The 18988-nt window shown below is 60.6% G+C and carries 19 protein-coding genes; 10 read left to right on the forward strand and 9 right to left on the reverse strand.

All coding sequences use genetic code 11. The annotated features are described in order from the left end of the window. Positions 1-15 precede the first annotated feature (15 nt). The 6 genes from etfB to CD175_RS19175 form a co-directional block, all read right to left on the reverse strand. Positions 16-786, reverse strand: a complete 771-nt coding sequence (gene etfB, locus CD175_RS19150) for an electron transfer flavoprotein subunit beta (RefSeq protein ID WP_104450069.1) — start codon at positions 784-786, stop codon at positions 16-18. 15 nt (positions 787-801) lie between these two features. Beyond that, on the reverse strand, positions 802-2022 hold the full coding sequence (etfA, locus tag CD175_RS19155; RefSeq protein WP_102700694.1) for an electron transfer flavoprotein subunit alpha: 1221 nt from the start codon (positions 2020-2022) through the stop codon (positions 802-804). After that, positions 2022-3965: a dimethylglycine demethylation protein DgcB gene (dgcB, locus tag CD175_RS19160; protein ID WP_104450070.1), complete on the reverse strand. Its 1944-nt coding sequence runs from the start codon at positions 3963-3965 to the stop codon at positions 2022-2024. Before dgcB ends, etfA begins: the two co-directional genes overlap by 1 nt. 183 nt (positions 3966-4148) lie before the next feature. Beyond that, the gene (dgcA, locus tag CD175_RS19165; protein WP_104450071.1) at positions 4149-6209 is read right to left on the reverse strand and encodes a dimethylglycine demethylation protein DgcA; all 2061 of its coding nucleotides are present in this window, start codon (positions 6207-6209) and stop codon (positions 4149-4151) included. 15 nt (positions 6210-6224) lie between these two features. Next, on the reverse strand, positions 6225-6755 hold the full coding sequence (locus CD175_RS19170; RefSeq protein WP_007975505.1) for a DUF5943 domain-containing protein: 531 nt from the start codon (positions 6753-6755) through the stop codon (positions 6225-6227). Between the two features lie 78 nt (positions 6756-6833). Further along, positions 6834-7811 carry a dipeptidase gene (locus CD175_RS19175; RefSeq protein WP_007975504.1) on the reverse strand — a complete coding sequence of 326 codons (978 nt, stop codon included), beginning with the start codon at positions 7809-7811 and terminating at the stop codon, positions 6834-6836. Between the two features lie 224 nt (positions 7812-8035). Between CD175_RS19175 and CD175_RS19185 the strand changes: the two genes are divergently transcribed. From CD175_RS19185 to CD175_RS19200, 4 genes are all read left to right on the forward strand, one after another. Beyond that, positions 8036-8437: a lysozyme inhibitor LprI family protein gene (locus tag CD175_RS19185; protein WP_104450072.1), complete on the forward strand. Its 402-nt coding sequence runs from the start codon at positions 8036-8038 to the stop codon at positions 8435-8437. 212 nt (positions 8438-8649) lie between these two features. Next, the gene (locus tag CD175_RS19190; RefSeq protein ID WP_104450073.1) at positions 8650-8904 is read left to right on the forward strand and encodes a type II toxin-antitoxin system RelE family toxin; all 255 of its coding nucleotides are present in this window, start codon (positions 8650-8652) and stop codon (positions 8902-8904) included. Continuing rightward, complete coding sequence (locus CD175_RS19195) at positions 8888-9211, forward strand: helix-turn-helix domain-containing protein (RefSeq protein WP_104450074.1); 324 nt, start codon at positions 8888-8890, stop codon at positions 9209-9211. The genes CD175_RS19190 and CD175_RS19195 overlap by 17 nt, the downstream gene beginning before the upstream one ends. Before the next feature lie 32 nt (positions 9212-9243). Next, a complete protein-coding gene (locus CD175_RS19200) occupies positions 9244-9660 on the forward strand; it encodes a DUF3010 family protein (protein WP_104450075.1) in 417 nt (138 codons plus the stop codon). Positions 9661-9719: 59 nt separating this feature from the next. Here the strand turns inward: CD175_RS19200 and CD175_RS19205 are convergent, their stop codons facing one another. Beyond that, positions 9720-10637 carry an IS110 family transposase gene (locus CD175_RS19205; RefSeq protein ID WP_104447282.1) on the reverse strand — a complete coding sequence of 306 codons (918 nt, stop codon included), beginning with the start codon at positions 10635-10637 and terminating at the stop codon, positions 9720-9722. Between the two features lie 306 nt (positions 10638-10943). Beyond that, entirely contained in the window at positions 10944-11888 is a 945-nt protein-coding gene (locus CD175_RS19210; protein WP_104450076.1) for a GlxA family transcriptional regulator, read from the reverse strand. Between the two features lie 225 nt (positions 11889-12113). Here CD175_RS19210 and CD175_RS19215 point away from each other — a divergent pair, with 225 nt between their 5' ends. From CD175_RS19215 to CD175_RS19245, 6 genes are all read left to right on the forward strand, one after another. Beyond that, positions 12114-13058: a choline ABC transporter substrate-binding protein gene (locus CD175_RS19215; RefSeq protein WP_104450077.1), complete on the forward strand. Its 945-nt coding sequence runs from the start codon at positions 12114-12116 to the stop codon at positions 13056-13058. Between the two features lie 95 nt (positions 13059-13153). Next, positions 13154-14041, forward strand: a complete 888-nt coding sequence (gene cdhC, locus CD175_RS19220; RefSeq protein WP_007985953.1) for a 3-dehydrocarnitine:acetyl-CoA trimethylamine transferase CdhC — start codon at positions 13154-13156, stop codon at positions 14039-14041. Positions 14042-14183: 142 nt separating this feature from the next. Further along, the gene (locus CD175_RS19225; RefSeq protein WP_104450078.1) at positions 14184-15149 is read left to right on the forward strand and encodes an L-carnitine dehydrogenase; all 966 of its coding nucleotides are present in this window, start codon (positions 14184-14186) and stop codon (positions 15147-15149) included. Between the two features lie 131 nt (positions 15150-15280). Beyond that, positions 15281-15757 carry a thioesterase family protein gene (locus CD175_RS19230; protein ID WP_104450079.1) on the forward strand — a complete coding sequence of 159 codons (477 nt, stop codon included), beginning with the start codon at positions 15281-15283 and terminating at the stop codon, positions 15755-15757. A gap of 13 nt (positions 15758-15770) precedes the next feature. Beyond that, a complete protein-coding gene (locus CD175_RS19235) occupies positions 15771-16934 on the forward strand; it encodes a gamma-butyrobetaine dioxygenase (protein WP_104450080.1) in 1164 nt (387 codons plus the stop codon). 387 nt (positions 16935-17321) lie between these two features. Beyond that, the gene (locus CD175_RS19245; RefSeq protein WP_007995656.1) at positions 17322-17588 is read left to right on the forward strand and encodes a hypothetical protein; all 267 of its coding nucleotides are present in this window, start codon (positions 17322-17324) and stop codon (positions 17586-17588) included. 111 nt (positions 17589-17699) lie between these two features. Here CD175_RS19245 and gbdR read toward each other — a convergent pair whose 3' ends face one another. Continuing rightward, entirely contained in the window at positions 17700-18803 is a 1104-nt protein-coding gene (gene gbdR, locus CD175_RS19250) for a choline metabolism transcriptional regulator GbdR (protein ID WP_007975492.1), read from the reverse strand. Positions 18804-18988 lie beyond the last annotated feature (185 nt).

Raw genomic sequence — 18988 nt, forward strand, 5'->3', positions numbered from 1 at the left:
TGCACGGGTGATCCGTCAGCGAACCACACCTTCCTCAATCAGCAACTTCAAAATCGCCTCGGCGCCGGCCTGGGCCGTCACGCCTTTGAGCACCTGCCCGCCTCCACCACTGGCCTTGGCCGTCGCGGCTTTCATGCGGTCGGCGCCGCTCTTGGCCTTGATCACTTTCAACCGTTTGGGCCGTGGCTTGGCCGGTTGCAGGCTGGCGACCGCGAGCAGTTCATCATCGATGACTTCAACGTCCTGCGCTTGCAGCAGGCCGCGTCGGGCCGGGCCATACGCGCTCTGGCGAGGCTTGGGCGCGGCGTTGTCCACCGTTGCCAGAAACGGCAGGCGCACCTTCAGCCGACGACGTTGACCGCGCGGCAAGGCTTGCAGCACCAGCGCCGAACCGCCATCGATGGACTCGACCTGTGCCAGCCCCACCACCAACGGCCAGCCCAGACTTTCAGCCAACAGGAAGGGCAACATCCCAGAGCCTTCACCGGTTTCCGCCTGGCTGCCGGTCAACACTACCTGAGCACCGGCATCGCGCAGATACTCGGTCAATGCCGGCAGCGCATCGGCACCCTCGGGTTGCTCAAGCACATGCAACTGTTCCAGGCCCATGCCCAGGTAAGCGCGCAGCGCAGGCTCGGCGATGTCGCCAGCATGCAGCACCTGCAAGTTATCCCCAGCCAGTTGCAGGCCCAGTTCCACCGCCCGCGCATCCTGTTCCGCGCGACGCGGCCGACCGGACGTCGGGTGGGCGCCGATGGACACCAGGCTGATGATTTTCGTGCTCATAACCCTTTCCTTCCCTTAAGCCGCATCGCGCTTGGCGTCGTTGCGGTAAGCCTCTACCGCTTCGATCAAGGCTTGAAGAATCTCCGCACTCTCGCCGATCACCGAGAGGTCGGCACGCTTGATCATGTCGCAGCCAGGGTCGAGGTTGATCGCCACCACCTTGTCACAGGCACCGATGCCCTGCAGGTGCTGGATCGCCCCGGAAATCCCCACGGCCACATAGACCCGTGCAGTCACCCAGGTACCGGACGCCCCAACCTGACGATCGCGGGCCATGAAGCCATCGTCCACCGCCACCCGCGATGCGCCTTCGGTCGCGCCGAGGGCTTCGGCGGTCCTGTGGAAAAGTCCCCAGTCCTTGACCCCGTTGCCGCCGGAGAAAATGAACTCGGCCTCGGCCATCGGAATCGCTGCCGGGTCCACCGCCACCGCGCCCAGATCTTCGATCCGCGACAGGCTGCGCGCCACGGTTGTGGATAACTCCACTGGCAATGCTTCATGACGGGTTTCACTGACCGGTTCGGCGCACTCGGCAGCCGCCAGAATCAAGCGCGCCAACGGACGGGCAAGGTCTTGCAGACCGGCACCGGCGCGGCCGATGCACTCCTGATCCTTGACCTGCCAGACCCGTGTGGCCGGGCGTTCGCCCAGGGCGGCGGCAAAGCGCCGACCCAGTTCCCCGCCACCGGTGCGGCTGTCCGGCAACAACCAGTGACGCGGGCTGAACTGGTTATCCACAGCCCGCAAGCCCTGGACCCGTTGCTCCGGTGCATAACCGTTAAATGCTTCGCCTTCCAGCACCAGCAGGCGGTCGACGCCCGCCGTGGCAAAAGCGCTTTCCTTGTGCTCGCCGAACACCACGGCCAGCACCGCGCCGTCCTTGCCGGCCAGTTGATGGGCCAGGCCGAGCAGATCGCGGTCATGACTGCTCAAGCGGCCACCGACCATGTCCGGCACCACGCTGATGTAAAACGCCGGTGCGGCCACCTGATGCAATGGCAATTGCACTTCAACTGCGGCTGAACGTTTAGTCGTCCCGCCCTGCTGGGCACCGCTGCGGTCGATGCGCTTGATGCCATTGGGACCGATAAAGCCAATGCCATGGGGATTCTTGCGGATGACACCGTTAGGTCCCATCCAGCTGTGTTGCGCCGGTTGCATCGCCGCGTGCAATGGATGCAGACGGTTGCGGGCGATCCATTCGGCCCGCGGGTCGCGGCGGATAATGTCGCTCATCAGTGGGCCTCCGCAGGTTCGCGCTTGACAGGTGTCTTGGCGGGCGCGGCGTCGTCGAGCAACGCGTCGGCCACCAGTTCGGCGATGTCCTTGATCAGCGGCCGGGGTTCGACCACGCCTTCGAGCATCGCGGTGCACTGTGGACAACCTACGGCCACCAGTTCGGCGCCGGTTTCGCGGATGTCTTCCATGCGCATGTCAGGAATGCGTTGCTTGCCCGGAATGTCGGTGATCGGCGCACCGCCGCCACCGCCGCAGCAGCGGGAGCGGAAACCGGAGCGTTGCATCTCTTTCACTTCGATCCCGAGGGCACGCAACACCTGGCGCGGCGCCTCGTATTCGCCGTTGTAGCGGCCGAGATAGCACGGGTCGTGGTAGGTCACGCTGTCGCCTTTGTGCTGGCCAAGATTGAGCGCGCCAGCATCGATGATTTCCGCCATGTAGGTGCTGTGGTGCTGCACCAGGTAGTTGCCGTCGAAGGCGCCATATTCGTTCTTCAGCACATGGAAACTGTGCGGATCGCAGGTGACGATGCGGTTGAAGCTGTACTTGGCCAGGGTCTGGATGTTGCGCTTGGCCAGCAATTGGAACGTTGCTTCATCGCCCAGGCGTCGGGCCACGTCACCACTGTCGCGTTCTTCAAGGCCGAGTACCGCGAAATCGATTTTCGCCGCCTTCAGCACTTTGACGAAAGCCCGCAGGGTGCGCTGGTTGCGCATGTCGAAGGCGCCGTCGCCGACCCAGAACAGCACGTCGGTGGATTTCTTTTCGCTGAGCAGGTTGAGGTTCAAGTCTGCCGCCCAGTTCATCCGCCCGCCCGGCGCAAAGCCGCCCGGGTTGTCGGTGGCGATCAGGTTTTCCAGGACTTCGGCGCCCTTGTTCGGAGTCGCGCCTTTTTCCAGTGTCAGGTGACGGCGCATGTCGACGATGGCATCGACGTGCTCGATCATCATCGGGCACTCCTCGACGCAGGCGCGGCAAGTTGTGCACGACCACAGGGTCTCGGCGTCCACCAGACCGTTGACGATCGGTTGATGCGGATTGCCGGCGTGCTCGCCAATCGCTTTGCCGGGATATGGGCTGCCAGCGAATTTTGCATCGGTGCCACCGGCCAGGCCGACGACCATGTCCTGAATCAGTTTTTTCGGGTTCAGCGGCTGGCCGGCGGCGAAGGCCGGGCACGCTGCTTCGCATTTACCGCACTGCACGCAGGCGTCGAAGCCGAGCAATTGGTTCCAGGTGAAATCCTTGGGTTTTTCCACGCCCAATGGCGCACTCAGGTCGCTAAGATCCAGCGGCTTCAAACCGGTGGAACGGCCGCCGCCAAAACGTTCGGCACGGCGGTGCCAGGCCAGGTGCAGGGCGCCGGCAAAGGCGTGCTTCATCGGCCCGCCCCAGGTCATGCCGAAGAACAGCTCCGACACACCCCACAACACGCCAACCCCGAGAATCGCTGCCAACAGCCAGCCGCCGAAATTCTCCGGCAGAATGCCCGCCACTGGCAGGGTCACCAGGAAGAACGAGGCCGAGAATGCCAGCAGGCTTTTCGGCAGGCGCATCCACGGGCCTTTCGACAGGCGCGCCGGCGGATTGCGCCGACGCAGGTAAACGAAGATCGCGCCGACGAACATGACCGCCGTCATCAGCAGCAGCGCATAGCCGAGGAAACGGTTATGCAGGCCGAAACCGTGCACCAGAATCGCCAGTACGATGGACGCCACCGCACCGCCGGCCGTGGCGACGTGGGTGTTGGCGATGTATTTGTCCCGCGCCACCACATGGTGCAAGTCGACCATGTAGCGCTTGGGCATGGCGAACAGTCCACCGATCAGGTCGACTTTCGAAGCCCGGCCCCGGCGCCACATGGCCACCCGCCGCAACGCGCCCAGGACACCAAGGCCCAGGGCTGCGAACAACAGGATTGGAAGAAGGGTGTTCAACATTGTGAAGCTCCCAAAGACCGCAGGGTCTTGCAGGCCAAACTACCTGGATGCCTTGCCCGATTCCTTGTAGGAGCGAGCTTGCTCGCGAAAAACCTGAGAACGTCGCGCTAAGTCAGACTCCCCGCGTCATCGTTCACGTCCATCGCGAGCAAGCTCGCTCCTACAAGGGTTATCAACAAGCTCTTAGAAATCCTTGCACAACCGCAGCGCGTCATAGATCGCCGCGTGCACGTTACGCTGGGCCACGCAGTCGCCGATGCGGAACAGCAGGTAGCCGTCGCCGCTCTGTTCCAGGCAAGGTTGCGGCTTGATCGCGAACAAGGCTTCGACGTCGATCTGGCCTTTGTTGCGTGAGCCTTCCTTCAGCGCGTAGTAGATTTCTTCGTCCGGACGCACGCCGTTTTCCACGACCACCTGGTCAACCACCCGCTCCTCTTTGGCGCCGGTGTATTCGTTTTCCAGTACCGCCACCAGCTTGTCGCCTTCGCGGTAGACCTTCTCCAGCATCATGTCGCCGGTCATGATCACTTCTTTCGGGTACATGCTGCGGTAGTAAGTCGGGAACGATGTACCCCCGATGGCCACGCCCGGCTTGATGTCGTCGGTAACGATCTCGACCTGGCTGCCCTTGTCGGCGATGAAGTCGGCGGTCGACATGCCGGTGAATTCGCAAATGGTGTCGTAGACCAGCACGTTCTTGCCCGGTGCAACCTTGCCGTCGAGGATGTCCCAGCTGCTGACCACCAGGCCTTCAGCGGCGCCCCAGTGTTCGTTCTGCTCGATGAACGGATGACCGCCGACGGCCAACACCACCACGTCAGGACGCAGGTCCATGATGGTTGGCGCGTCAGCCGCGGTACCCAGGCGCAGGTCGACTTTCAACCGCGCCAGTTCCAACTGATACCAGCGGGTGATACCGGCGATCTGGTCCCGTTGCGGGGCTTTCGATGCAGTGGTGATCTGCCCGCCGATGTATTCCTTTTTCTCGAACAGGGTCACGTCGTGGCCACGCTCGGCGGCCACGCGGGCGGCCTCCATCCCGGCAGGACCGGCGCCGACCACCACCACCTTGCGTTTCACGCCAGTGGTTTTTTCGATGATGTGCGGCAGGCCCATGTATTCACGAGAAGTCGCGGCGTTCTGAATGCACAGCACATCCAGGCCCTGGTACTGACGGTCGATGCAGTAGTTGGCACCGACGCATTGTTTGATCTGGTCGATCTGGCCCATCTTGATCTTGGCGATCAGGTGCGGGTCAGCGATGTGCGCGCGGGTCATGCCGACCATGTCGACGTAACCGCCTTCCAGGATACGCGTGGCCTGGTTCGGGTCCTTGATGTTCTGCGCGTGCAGCACCGGAACCTTGACCACTTCCTTGATGCCGGCAGCCAGATGCAGGAACGGTTCCGGCGGATAACTCATGTTCGGAATCACGTTGGCCAGAGTGTTGTGGGTGTCGCAACCCGAACCCACGACGCCGATGAAGTCGAGCATGCCGGTGTCGTCGTAATACTTGGCGATCTGCTTCATGTCTTCGTGGGACAGGCCATCGGGGTGGAACTCGTCACCACAGATGCGCATGCCCACGCAGAAATCGTCACCGACCTCGGCGCGTACGGCTTTCAAGACTTCCAGACCGAACTTCATCCGGCCTTCGAAGGTGCCGCCCCATTCGTCGGTACGCTTGTTGACCCGCGGGCTCCAGAACTGGTCGATCATGTGCTGGTGCACCGCCGACAGTTCGACACCGTCCAGGCCACCGGCCTTGGCGCGGCGCGCCGCTTGAGCGTAGTTACCGATCACCCGCCAGATCTCTTCCGGCTCGATGGTTTTGCAAGTGGCACGGTGCACCGGCTCGCGCACACCCGACGGCGACATCAGCGTCGGCCAGTTGAAGCCGTCCCAACGCGAGCGACGGCCCATGTGGGTAATCTGGATCATGATCTTGGCGCCGTGCTTATGCATGGCATCGGCCAGATTCTGGAAGTGCGGAATGATGCGGTCGGTGGACAGGTTCACCGAACTCCACCATTCCTGCGGGCTGTCGATGGCCACGACGGACGAACCGCCACAAATCGCCAGGCCGATCCCGCCCTTGGCTTTCTCTTCGTAGTACTTGACGTACCGATCGGTGGTCATGCCGCCGTCGGTGGCATAAACCTCGGCGTGCGCGGTGCTGAGCACGCGGTTACGGATGGTCAGTTTGCCGATCTGGATCGGCTGGAACATTGCTTCGAAAGCCATGGCGGGTTCCTCGACTTACAACGGCTTGACGATGAACAAGCCGTCTTCGTGGCCCTCTTCGGAGCCACCGTAGACTTGCTCGGCCACGGTGCGGATCTTGCTGCCGCGAGCGGCGAGGATCTGGTCCATCGCGCCGGCAAACCAGCCAGTGAACATGTAGTCGACCTTGCGCCCGACCTTGCCGTACACGTAGACGAACGCCGAGTGTTCGAGCTTGACGCTGGCGGTACCTTTATCGAGGTCGATGTCCTGGATCTTGAACAGGCCCCAGCCGCGCTGCGACAGGCGCTTCATGTAGTGCTCGAACACCGCGACACCTTCCAGGCCATGGCATTCGGCTTCTTTTTCACACCAGTGCCAGGCGGACTTGTAACCGGCCTTGTAGAGGATTTCGGCATAGGCTTCAGCGCCCAGCACTTCCTCGATGCCCATGTGGTTGTTGACGAAGAAATGCCGTGGCACGTACAGCATCGGCAGGGCGTCGGACGTCCAGACACCGGTCTCGCTGTCGACTTCGATTGGCAATTGCGGGGCGATCTTGGCCATGGAAACTTAACTCCAGAAAAATTTTGGTGTTGCCCCCGGCGCGGGCGGCCGGGGGAAAGGATTCAGAGGTGCAGTGGCTTACTCGCCCCAGACGTCCTTGAGGACGCTTACCCAGTTTTCGCCCATGATCTTGCGCACCACTCGCTCGGAGTGGCCGCGCTTGAGCAGGGTTTCGGTCAGGTTCGGGAACTCGCCCACGGTGCGGATGCCCAGCGGGTTGATGATCTTGCCGAAGCTGGTCAGGCGGCGGGCGTAGCCCTTGTCGTGGGTCAGGTATTCGAAGAAGTCCTGGCCATGGCCCTGGGTGAAGTCGGTGCCGATGCCGATGGCGTCTTCGCCGACGATGTTCATCACGTACTCGATGGCTTCGGCGTAGTCGTCGATGGTCGAGTCGATACCCTTGGCGAGGAATGGCGCGAACATGGTGACGCCGACAAAGCCGCCGTGGTCGGCAATGAACTTGAGTTCTTCATCGGACTTGTTGCGCGGGTGCTCCTTGAGCCCCGACGGCAGGCAGTGGGAGTAGCAGACCGGCTTTTTCGACTCGAGGATGACCTCTTCGGAAGTCTTGGAGCCGACGTGGGACAAGTCGCACATCACGCCAACGCGGTTCATCTCGGCGACGATTTCGCGACCAAAGCCCGACAGGCCGCCATCACGCTCGTAGCAACCGGTGCCCACCAGGTTCTGGGTGTTGTAGCACATCTGCACGATGCCCACGCCGAGCTGCTTGAACACCTCGACATAGCCGATCTGGTCTTCATAGGCATGGGCATTCTGGAAGCCGAAGAGGATGCCGGTCTTGCCCTGCTCCTTGGCCTTGCGGATGTCGGCAGTGGTACGCACCGGCATCACCAGGTCGCTGTTCTCGCGGATCAGCTTCTGGCTCGCGGCAATGTTGTTGACGGTGGCCTGAAAGCCCTCCCACACCGACACGGTGCAGTTGGCTGCGGTCAAACCGCCCTTGCGCATGTCTTCGAACAGTTCACGGTTCCACTTGGCAATAATCAGCCCGTCGATAACGATGCTGTCGGCGTGCAATTCGGCTGGGCTCATCAGGCTGTCCCCTTATTAGCGATTCATGCGCCGAATCGTCTGCCGGCGCTTTGGGGCCAGCATATGCCTCGGTGCCTCGGCGACCGGGTGCAAAAACGACAGAGGGTTTGCCGAAAGCGTCAATCCGCGACAAAGGGTCGTCGCCAGGCACAATCAGCGACCTGTTCAAGGCCCTCGGCTTGGGCCAGAATTCGCTGCATCACTGGAATAGAGCGGCGACCTGAATGAAATCCATCCTTCTGGCTTTGGCACTGATTGCGACCGGCGTACACGCAGCGGAGGAGTCCGACGACAACCCGTGCGATAAAGTCGAAAACGACGTCCAGACCCTCGAGTGCTCGGCCTTCAGCAAAACCACCGCCGAAGACCTGCTCAAGGAAAACCTCCAGGGCCTGAGCGACCGCATGCAGTCGCAATACGGCAAAAACCCGTCGCAACTGGCCGACATCACCGCCAAGCTCAAGGCTGCCCAACAGCAATGGCTGAAGACCCGGGATGCCGACTGCGCCGTCGAAGCCTTCCCGGCCACCGGTGGCAGCAAGGCGTTCACCATTGCCCAGAACGACTGCATTGCGCGGATGAGTGATGAACGGTCGGAGTTTTTGGAGTCGATTGGGCAGGAATAGTCCTGAATATTCCGGTGAAAGCTGGAACTGCGTCCAGCTTTCAACAGCACTTACCCTTCTTCCTACAACACGTTCTGACCTTGCCTACACGCATTGCCTGGAAGCCCCAATCTGTGGGCTTTTCACGCAACATGCTGACAATCGTTGTTGATTGTGCACATGAAAAATATAAGTAAATATTCGCAAATCTTATAAAAGACTTATATTCTTCAATGAACAGCATCCACTGGACTCGAAAGGCCGTTAAGCAACTCTTGAGATTGCATTCCGCTCACCAGATTCAGGTTCGTGATGCCATCACGGCGCTGGCAGACATGCCCGATGTAGGCAACGTCAAAGCACTGGTCGGTCATGACTACGCTTATCGGCTGCGTGTCGGTAATTACCGGGTTATGTTCGACTGGGATGGCGCGATCAAAGTGGTCAGTATTCAAGAGGTTAAAAAACGCGATGAACGCACCTACTGACATCCAAATCATCAACGACGCCGAAGGCAATCCAGCCTTTGTTGTCATTCCCTATGCGCAATACGTGGCACAGAAAATTGAGCCCGATTTGATCCCTCACGAGGTGGTGAGCCGCATTGTCGATGGCGCTACCCCAATCCGCGCCTGGCGCGAACACTTGAACCTTACCCAGGACGAAGTGGCCAAACGAATGAGCATATCCCAGCCGGCATTTGCCCAACAGGAAACCGTCGCCAAGCCTCGCAAGGCCACCCGCGAAAAGATCGCCGCGGCGTTTGGTATCACCGCCACTCAACTTGAGCTGTAAGCTGCACGCTTCAGCCAGTAAAGGGATTCAACATGAAAGTCTGCGGCATCGAAATCAAAGGCAGCGAAGCGATCATCGCCGTGGCCACGATGGACGGTCAGGCGCTGAGCCATGTCGCGCTCCCCACCAAGAAAATTGCCCTGGACGATGACGACGAAGCCGCCAACGTCAAAGTGTTCGCCGCTCAGGTCGCCTCCTTTGTGCGGGAAAACTCCATCGACCGTATCGCAATCAAGAAGCGCAGCAAAAAAGGCGAATTCGCCGGTGGGCCGACCACGTTCAAGATCGAAGGGGTTTTCCAGTTGCTGGAGAATTGCGAAGTGACCCTGCTGTCCCCGCAGACCATCAATGCCCAGGCCAAAAAGCATGATTTCGACCTGCCGGGGACCCTGAACAAGTATCAGCATGAGGCTTACAAGGCGGCTTGTTCGGCATTGTTGAAGAAGTGAGGCTTTCTACCTGTCAAAACCGAACACTGTGGGAGCAACTGTCTTCCCCCTGCCACTCGTCACCGCCACTCGGTGCCGTCCCGCAACATGGCATTCAGCCTGATCAGTAGGATCCGCATGCAGGCGATGAGCGCGACTTTCGCGCTCTTGCCTCGCTCCCGAAGAGCGTCATAACGTGCCTTGAAGTCTGGCTGATGACGGATCACGACCCAGCAAGACAGGTAAAGCGCACGTCTGACGCGGGCTCTGCCTCCGTAGATTTGACGTTTTCCGCTGTGATTGCCACTGTCGTCGTTGTACGGCGCAATTCCCGCCAAGGCCGCCACTTCACGACGATCAAGCGCTCCCAATTCGGGCAGATAAACCAGCAAGCTGGCTGTGGCCACCGTACCGATGCCTTTAACGGAAATGAGTCGCTCGGCTTTTTCGGCATCCAGCTCATGCATGCTCTGATGGATGGTTTTATCGAGCTGCTTGATCTGCACTTGCAGGTAGTGAACAAGACCTTTGATCGCCACGGTAACAGCGGGTAGTTGAACTTGCTGAAGCCGGCGCTTGTTGTCGTCTCGTTGCTGAACAAACTGCTCGCGCAACTGGATCAGCTCGCGCAGCGCTTCACGTTCCGGCGAAATGATCTTGTCGCGGGATGCATGCAGCACTTCAGCGAAGTCCGCCAGCACGGCCGCGTCGATGGGGTCGGTCTTGGCATTCTTGCCCATGGCCACGGCGAAGGCTCTGGCCCGGCGGGGATTGATTCTAAGCACTTTGAAGTTGGCGCCTTGCAGCGCCGCCATGACCTTGCATTCGTACCCACCGGTGGCCTCCAGCAGAACCCGGTCAACCTCGTACTGGCTCAGGCGCTCAATCAGCTCAACAAAGCCTTCTGACGTATTGGGAAGGTCAAAACCTTCACCTTGAGGTTGAACCCATACAACCAGGTTTGATTTGGAGATATCGATGCCGACCCAGGAAATCATGGCAAAACCCTCTTACACTCAGGAGTGAGAGTGCTCTGGCTTTGCCCACGCTTGTGATTCGAGTGGCGCTCGTCCAACTGTTCGGGCTTATGGGCCAGAGTGGAAAGGTGGATGGCAGCTTGGCTCCCACACGTGCTTTTAGCACCGCGGACTCACAGCTTGCCATTCACCTCTCTCACCCCAGAGTTTATCCCTAGATCTAGACACAAGCGGGCTTGCCCGCGAAAGCGGTGTACCTGTCAATATCAATATTGAAAGTGCCGGCCTCATCGCGGGCAAGCCCGCTCCCACAGGTTTCTCGGGTGTTTATGCCTGCGCGGTACGCCGGTCTTCCCGCGGGCACCGTTCATATTTCGCCCGATAACTGCGGGTGAAATACGACGGCGATTCAAACCCGCAGGCAATGCTCACCTCCAGCACGCTCATGTCTGTCTGCCGCAATAACTGCCGCGCTTTTTCCAGCCGTAACCGCAGATAGAAATTGCTCGGCGTGTCGTTCAGGTGCAACCGAAACAACCGTTCCAGCTGCCGACGCGTCACCTTGATCGATTCTGCCAGTTCCAGTGTGCTCAGGGGTGGTTCGCTGTGTTGCTCCATCTCGCCAATCACATGCACCAGCTTCTTGTTGCTGATGCCGTAGCGCGTGGCGACTTCCATGCGTTGGTGATCTTTGCGCGGGCGGATGCGGCCGAGCACGAATTGCTCGCTGACCTGGATCGCCAGATCGGGACCGTGGGCCTGGGCGATCAGATCCAGCATCAGATCAATGGAAGCGGTGCCACCGGCGGAGGTGATGCGCCGGCGGTCGATCTCGAACAGCTCCTGGGTGACGCTGAGCTGTGGATAAGACTCCTTGAAGGCGTCGATGGCCTCCCAGTGCAGGGTCAGGCGATGGCCTTCGAGCAAACCCGCCTCGGCGAGGATGAAACTGCCAGTGTCTATGGCACCGAGGGTCACGCCTTCGTTGTCCAGTCGGCGCAACCAATGCTCAAGTGCCGGGGTCGCGAATTTCAGAGGTTCGAAGCCGGCGACCACCAACAAGGTCGCGCCTTTCTTCAGCGGCTCCAGCGCCGCATCGGCGTTGACCGACATACCGTTACTGGCCAGCACTGCCCCGCCATCGGCGCTCAGCACATGCCAGCGATAGAGTTCGCCGCGAAAGCGATTGGCGACCCGCAACGGCTCGATGGCCGAGATAAATCCGATGGCCGAGAAACCCGGCATCAACAAGAAGTAGAAATCCTGGGACATGGAGCGCACTCGCTTAGCAGGTAACAGGAGGCCAGGTAACGAGAGGGCGGGCAGCGTAGGGATGTTGATACGCCAGTTGCTGGCGGCTTTCAAGAGCACAGGTCGCTGCAGTGCAAGAGCTGGTCGCCGCAGTGCGCTTTCATCGGTGCTTTGCTGCGTAACTTGGCATCACCGGCGCATCAGACACCGGAACTCACAATAAACGAACTGCCGAGGAACCTGAGAATGAAACGACTGATCAGCAGCTGTGTTCTTGCACTCAGTGGTACCGCGTTACTGAGCGCCAGTGTCATGGCCGCCGAACCCGCCGCATGCCAGAACGTGCGCATGGGTGTAGTGAACTGGACCGACGTGATCGCCACCAGTGCCATGACCCAGGTATTGCTCGATGGCCTCGGCTACAGCACCAAACAAACCAGCGCCTCCCAGCAAATCATCTTCGCCGGGATCCGCGACCAACGTCTGGACCTGTTCCTCGGCTACTGGAACCCGCTGATGACCCAGACCATCACCCCCTTCGTCGATGCCAAGCAGGTCAAGGTGCTTGAAGCACCAAGCCTGCAAGACGCCCGCGCGACCCTCGCCGTGCCCACCTACCTCGCCGACAAGGGCCTGAAAACCTTCGCTGACATCGCCAAATTCGAAAAAGAACTGGGCGGCAAGATCTACGGCATCGAGCCCGGCTCGGGCGCCAACACCCAGATCAAGGCGATGATCTCCAAGAACCAGTTCGGCCTCGGCAAGTTCCAGCTGGTCGAGTCCAGCGAAGCCGGCATGCTCGCCGCGGTGGATCGCGCCGTGCGTCGCAACGAAGCCGTGGTGTTCTTCGGCTGGGCGCCGCACCCGATGAACGTCAACGTGAAAATGACCTACCTCACCGGAAGCGACGACGCCCTCGGCCCGAACGAAGGCAAGGCCACCGTGTGGACCGTCACCGCACCGACTTACGCCGAGCAGTGCCCGAACATCGGTCGCCTGCTGAGCAACCTGACGTTCACCGCCGAAGACGAGAGCCGGATGATGCAGCCACTTCTGGATCACAAGGACGCTTTCGAGTCGGCCAAACAATGGCTCAAGGATCACCCGCAGGACAAAAAACGCTGGCTTGAAGGCGTCACCACCTTCGATGGCAAACCAGCCGCTGAAAACCTGCAACTGACCAGTAAGTAAACCCTAACCCACCACCGTCTCGCAGCCCCAAGGGGCTGCGAACGGGACCACCACGCCTGGCCAAAACCAAAAACTCGCCTGTAAGGAACCGCCCAATGAACCACGACGTCATCATCACCTGCGCACTCACCGGTGCTGGCGACACGACCAGCAAGAGCCCACACGTGCCGGTCACCCCAAAACAGATCGCGGCTGCCGCCGTGGAAGCCGCCAAGGCCGGTGCCACCGTGGTTCACTGCCATGTGCGCGACCCGCAAACCGGCAAGTTCAGCCGTGATGTGGCGCTGTACCGCGAGGTGATGGAGCGTATCCGCGAAGCGGACGTGGACATCATCGTCAACCTCACTGCCGGCATGGGCGGCGACCTGGAAATCGGTGCCGGCGAAAATCCGATGGAGTTCGGCCCGAACACCGATCTGGTCGGCCCGCTGACCCGTCTGGCCCACGTCGAGGAACTGCTGCCGGAAATCTGCACCCTCGATTGCGGCACCCTGAACTTCGGTGACGGCGACACCATTTACGTCTCCACCCCGGCCCAGCTGCGCGCTGGTGCCAAACGCATTCAAGAGCTGGGCGTGAAGGCCGAGCTGGAAATCTTCGACACCGGCCACCTGTGGTTCGCCAAGCAGATGATCAAGGAAGGCCTGCTCGACAACCCATTGTTCCAGCTGTGCCTGGGCATCCCGTGGGGCGCGCCGGCGGACACCACCACCATGAAGGCCATGGTCGACAACCTGCCCGCCGACGCGGTCTGGGCCGGCTTCGGTATCGGTCGCATGCAGATGCCGATGGCGGCGCAAGCGGTGTTGCTCGGTGGCAACGTGCGGGTCGGGCTGGAAGACAACCTGTGGCTGGACAAGGGCGTGCTGGCGACCAACGGCCAACTGGTCGAACGCGCCACGGAAATCCTCAGCCGCCTCGGCGCCCGCGTGCTGACCCCGGCTGAAGGCCGGGCAAAAATGGGCCTGACCAAGCGCGGTTAATTCAAAACAACTTTCCCCCTGTGGGAGCGAGCCTGCCCGCGAAGGCGGCAAGACTGACGCAAGAGATCTGTCGGATGTACCGGCCTCTTCGCGAGCAGGCTCGCTCCCACAGTTTTTTTCGAGCCAAATTCAGGAAGTCACCATGACCTTCATCACCGAAATCAAAACCTTCGCCGCCCTGGGCAGCGGCGTCATCGGCAGCGGCTGGGTGTCCCGCGCCCTCGCCCATGGCCTGAACGTAGTGGCCTGGGACCCGGCACCAGGCGCTGAAGCAGCCCTGCGCAAACGCGTCGCAAACGCTTGGGGTGCACTGGAGAAACAAGGCCTGGCGCCGGGTGCATCGCAGGATCGCCTGCGTTTTGTCGCGACCATCGAAGAATGCGTTCGCGATGCCGATTTCATCCAGGAAAGTGCCCCGGAACGGCTGGAGCTGAAACTGGACCTGCACAGCAAAATCAGCGCGGCAGCCAAGCCCAATGCGTTGATCGGCTCCAGCACCTCCGGCCTGTTGCCGAGCGAGTTCTACGAGAGTGCCACGCACCCGGAGCGTTGCGTGGTCGGTCACCCGTTCAACCCGGTTTATCTGCTGCCGCTGGTCGAAGTGGTCGGCGGTAAAAACACCGCGCCCGAAGCCGTGCAAGCGGCGATGAAAGTCTATGAATCCCTGGGGATGCGCCCGTTGCACGTGCGCAAGGAAGTGCCGGGGTTCATCGCCGACCGCCTGCTCGAAGCGCTGTGGCGTGAGGCCCTGCACCTGGTCAACGACGGTGTGGCGACTACCGGTGAAATCGACGATGCAATCCGCTTCGGCGCGGGCCTGCGCTGGTCGTTCATGGGCACCTTCCTGACCTACACCCTGGCCGGTGGTGATGCCGGTATGCGTCACTTCATGGCGCAGTTCGGCCCGGCGTTGCAGTTGCCGTGGACCTACCTGCCGGCGCCGGAACTGACCGACAAACTGATCGACGACGTGGTCGATGGCACCAGCGATCAACTAGGTAAACACAGCATTTCAGCGCTGGAGCGCTATCGTGATGACTGCTTGCTGGCAGTGCTGGAGGCGGTGAAGACCACCAAAGAGAAACATGGGATGGCCTTCAGCGAGTAGACCACCCATTGTGTAGGAGCTGGCTTGCCAGCGATGAGGCCGGAACATCCGTCACCTCTGCAGCGCTGCAAACAATGCTATCGCCGGCAAGCCGGCTCCTACAGGACGCAATCATTTTCGGATGTGATGACATGCCCACCCTCACCACCTACCAAACCACCATCATCCCCGACTGGGTCGACTACAACGGCCACCTGCGCGACGCCTTCTACCTGCTGATTTTCAGCTACGCCACCGACGCCCTGATGGATCGCCTGGGCCTGGACAGCAACAGCCGCGAAGCCAGCGGCAACTCGTTGTTCACCCTCGAACTGCACCTCAACTACCTGCACGAAGTGAAGCTCGACGCCCAAGTCGAAGTGCACACCCAAATCATTGCCCACGACAGCAAACGCCTGCACCTCTATCACAGCCTGCATCGGGTCGGTGATGCCCAGGAGCTTGCAGGCAACGAACAGATGCTGCTGCACGTGGATCTCGCCGGACCGCGCTCGGCCCCGTTCAGCGAACAGTCCTTGAATCGGCTGCAAGCCATCGTCGCCGAACAGGCGGACCTGCCAACGCCCGGGTACATTGGCCGAGTGATCGCATTACCCCCAAAAAAATAATAAGGAGATCGCCATGAACACTGCCGCTGCATTTGCCGACTTTCGTACCTATCCGTTGATCAGCGCACTGACTGGCGTGCAGACACTGGCGGACCGGATTCTGGTGAAGTGGGCCGACGATCGCGTCAGCCCTTTCCACCATCAATGGCTGCGGGATAACTGCCCGTGCCCGCAGTGCGTCTACACCGTGACCCGCGAGCAAGTGCTGGAAATCGTCGATGTGGCTCAAGACCTGATGCCTGACGCCGTACACCTCGACACCGATGGTTGCCTGTCGGTGGATTGGCAGGATGGCCACGCCAGCCGCTTCGATCCCGGCTGGCTGCGCGCCCACGCCTATGACGATGAATCCCGCGCCGAACGCCTGGCACGCAAGCCGAAAGCCAGGCTCTGGCACAGTGATTTGCAGTTGCCGGTGTTCGAATATCAAGCCCTGATGAACGACCCACAGGCGTTGCTGCAATGGCTGCTGGCGGTTCGCGATGTCGGCCTGACCCAGGTTCGTGGCGTGCCCACCGAGCCCGGCTCTCTGAAGCTGATCGCGCAACGGATTTCCTTCATCCGCGAGAGCAATTTCGGCGTGCTATTCAACGTGCAGTCGAAGGCCGATGCCGACAGCAACGCCTATACCGCTTTCAACCTTCCGCTGCACAGCGATTTGCCGACCCGGGAGTTGCAACCGGGGCTGCAATTCTTGCATTGCCTGGTCAATGACGCCGAGGGCGGCGAAAGCATTTTTGTCGACGGTTTTGCCATCGCCGATGCGCTGCGTCGCGAAGACCCGGAGTCATTCAAAAGCCTTTGCGAAATCCCCGTGGAGTTTCGCAACAAGGACCGCCACAGCGACTACCGCTGCCTCGCGCCGATCATCGCCCTGGATACGTTGGGGCAGGTATCGGAAATCCGCATGGCGAACTTTCTGCGCGGACCGTTCGACACCTCGGTGGAACAGATGCCCAAGCTCTATCACGCCTACCGCCGCTTTATCGCGATGACGCGCGAACCCCGGTTCCGCCTGATGCAGCGGCTCAATCCCGGTGAGTTGTGGTGCTTCGACAACCGCCGCACCCTGCACGCCCGCAACGCCTTCGACCCCGCCACCGGAGCGCGGCATTTCCAGGGTTGCTACGTCGACCGGGATGAGTTGTTGTCGCGCATCCTCGTGCTGCAACGTTAGACCGAGTTATCGTTTATTCGCGAGCAGGCTCGCTCCCACAGTTGACCGCGATCTCTCAGACGAATGCGGCTGAATGTGGGAGCGAGCCTGCTCGCGATGGCGTCCGAAAAGGCAATACAAGCCCCCTGATTCACAGACAAAAAAAAAGCCCCGATCAAGCCGTGACAGGATCGAGGCAGAGGGTACTGTTGAGGAGCTGCCGTGCGAGGGTGACCAAACCTTCGTGAAGCGAGCTGAGCCCAGTGTGCCCACTCCTCTGAACGGCAAGTTAGTCGAAAACGACCTGTTCATAGCCATTGCGGCCATTGCGACAATTCGCCCTTGCTGCTACTGCGTGGCCCTACCAGAATCGAGCCACGACACCGTTCCCTGAAGAAGGATTGCGTCATGATGCACGCCGATTTGATAGACCAGGAAGACCTGTTGGGCCAGCTCAAGTCATTGGGATTCGAGGTGCCCACCGGCGCCACCGCCGAGCAGGCCTGCGAGTGTGCGGTACGGGGTTTGAACGATGTACGGGCGATGACCCTGCGGACCATGGTCAAGCAGATGTACACCAGCAGCGCGACGATCCTGCCAGCGGTGCGTCAGGCGATCGACAAGCAGTTGTTGCCAGCGTTGGCGGAGTATCAGCAGAGCCACACAGGCCGATAAAAAGCTTCGCGGGCAAGCCCGCTCCCACAGGCTTTGTGTCAGAGCATTAATTTTGTGCTCGACACAAAGCCCTGTGGGAGCGGGCTTGCCCGCGATTGCAGGCGCCTCGCTTTAAAGCCGTACGCTGGCAAACGTCGACTCATTACGCGCCTGGCTCAGCGCCGACAACGGCCCGGACAACGGCGACAGCACCAAGGCTTGCGGCAACGGCATCATCGCCACTTGCTGGGTAGTGTTGGAGCCTACACGCTCGTCACGCGGCGGAATGCCGAAGTATTCGCGGTAGCACTTGGAGAAGTGCGGCGTGGACACAAAACCGCACACCGACGCCACTTCGATGATCGACATCGGCGTTTGCTTGAGCAGTTGCCGAGCGCGGATCAGCCGCAGTTTGAGGTAGTAACGCGACGGCGAGCAGTGCAGGTATTTCTGGAACAGGCGTTCGAGCTGACGACGGGATACCGCGACATAGACGGCCAGTTCGTCGAGATCGATCGGCTCTTCGAGGTTGGCTTCCATCAGCGCAACGATTTCCTGCAGTTTTGGCTGATTCGTACCGAGCATGTGCTTGAGCGGTACACGCTGGTGATCCTGCTCGTTGCGAATGCGCTCGTAGACGAACATTTCCGAAATGGCTGCCGACAGTTCACGGCCGTGATCGCGGCTGATCAGGTGCAGCATCATGTCCAGCGGCGCGGTGCCGCCGGAGCTGGTGAAACGGTTACGGTCGAGGGTGAACAGGCGGGTGCTCATGGCTACACGCGGGAAAGCTTCCTGCATCGCTGCCAGGCATTCCCAGTGCACGCTGCAATCGAAGCCGTCGAGCAGGCCGGCGCAGGCCAGGGCCCAGCTGCCGGTGCACACCGCGCCGAGGCGGCGGGACTGGCGGGCCTGGCTTTGCAGCCATGACACGTGTTCACGGGTCACAGTGCGCTGGATGCCGATACCGCCGCACACGATGACCGTGTCCATTGGCGGAGCTTTGTGCATGGAGGCGTCGGGGGTGATCTGCAGGCCGTCACTGGCCCAGACCTGGCCGCCATCGACGGTGAGGGTGGTCCACCGATACAGCTCGCGACCGGACAACTGGTTGGCCATGCGCAGGGGTTCCACTGCGGAGGCCAGAGAAATCAGCGTGAAATTGTCCAGCAGCAGAAAGCCGATGGATTGAGGCGCACGGTTCTGGGGTTGGGCCCCGGAGTTGAACGTCGTCATCGCGGTATCTCCTCACACAAAGCGGGTGATGGCCTCAGGCGGAGGCTCTTTTTATTGCCATCGTTCTCGCGTGGGAGACGGGCTTTGTAATGACAGAGCAATTGCCATGCCTAAATTTGAATGCGCGTTCAATAACTCCTAAAAACGACGTCGGAATGTGTCTATATATGTCTCGCAAGGCGTGG

It is taken from the genome of Pseudomonas laurylsulfatiphila (genome assembly GCF_002934665.1).
GTDB classification, from domain to species: Bacteria; Pseudomonadota; Gammaproteobacteria; order Pseudomonadales; family Pseudomonadaceae; genus Aquipseudomonas; species Aquipseudomonas laurylsulfatiphila.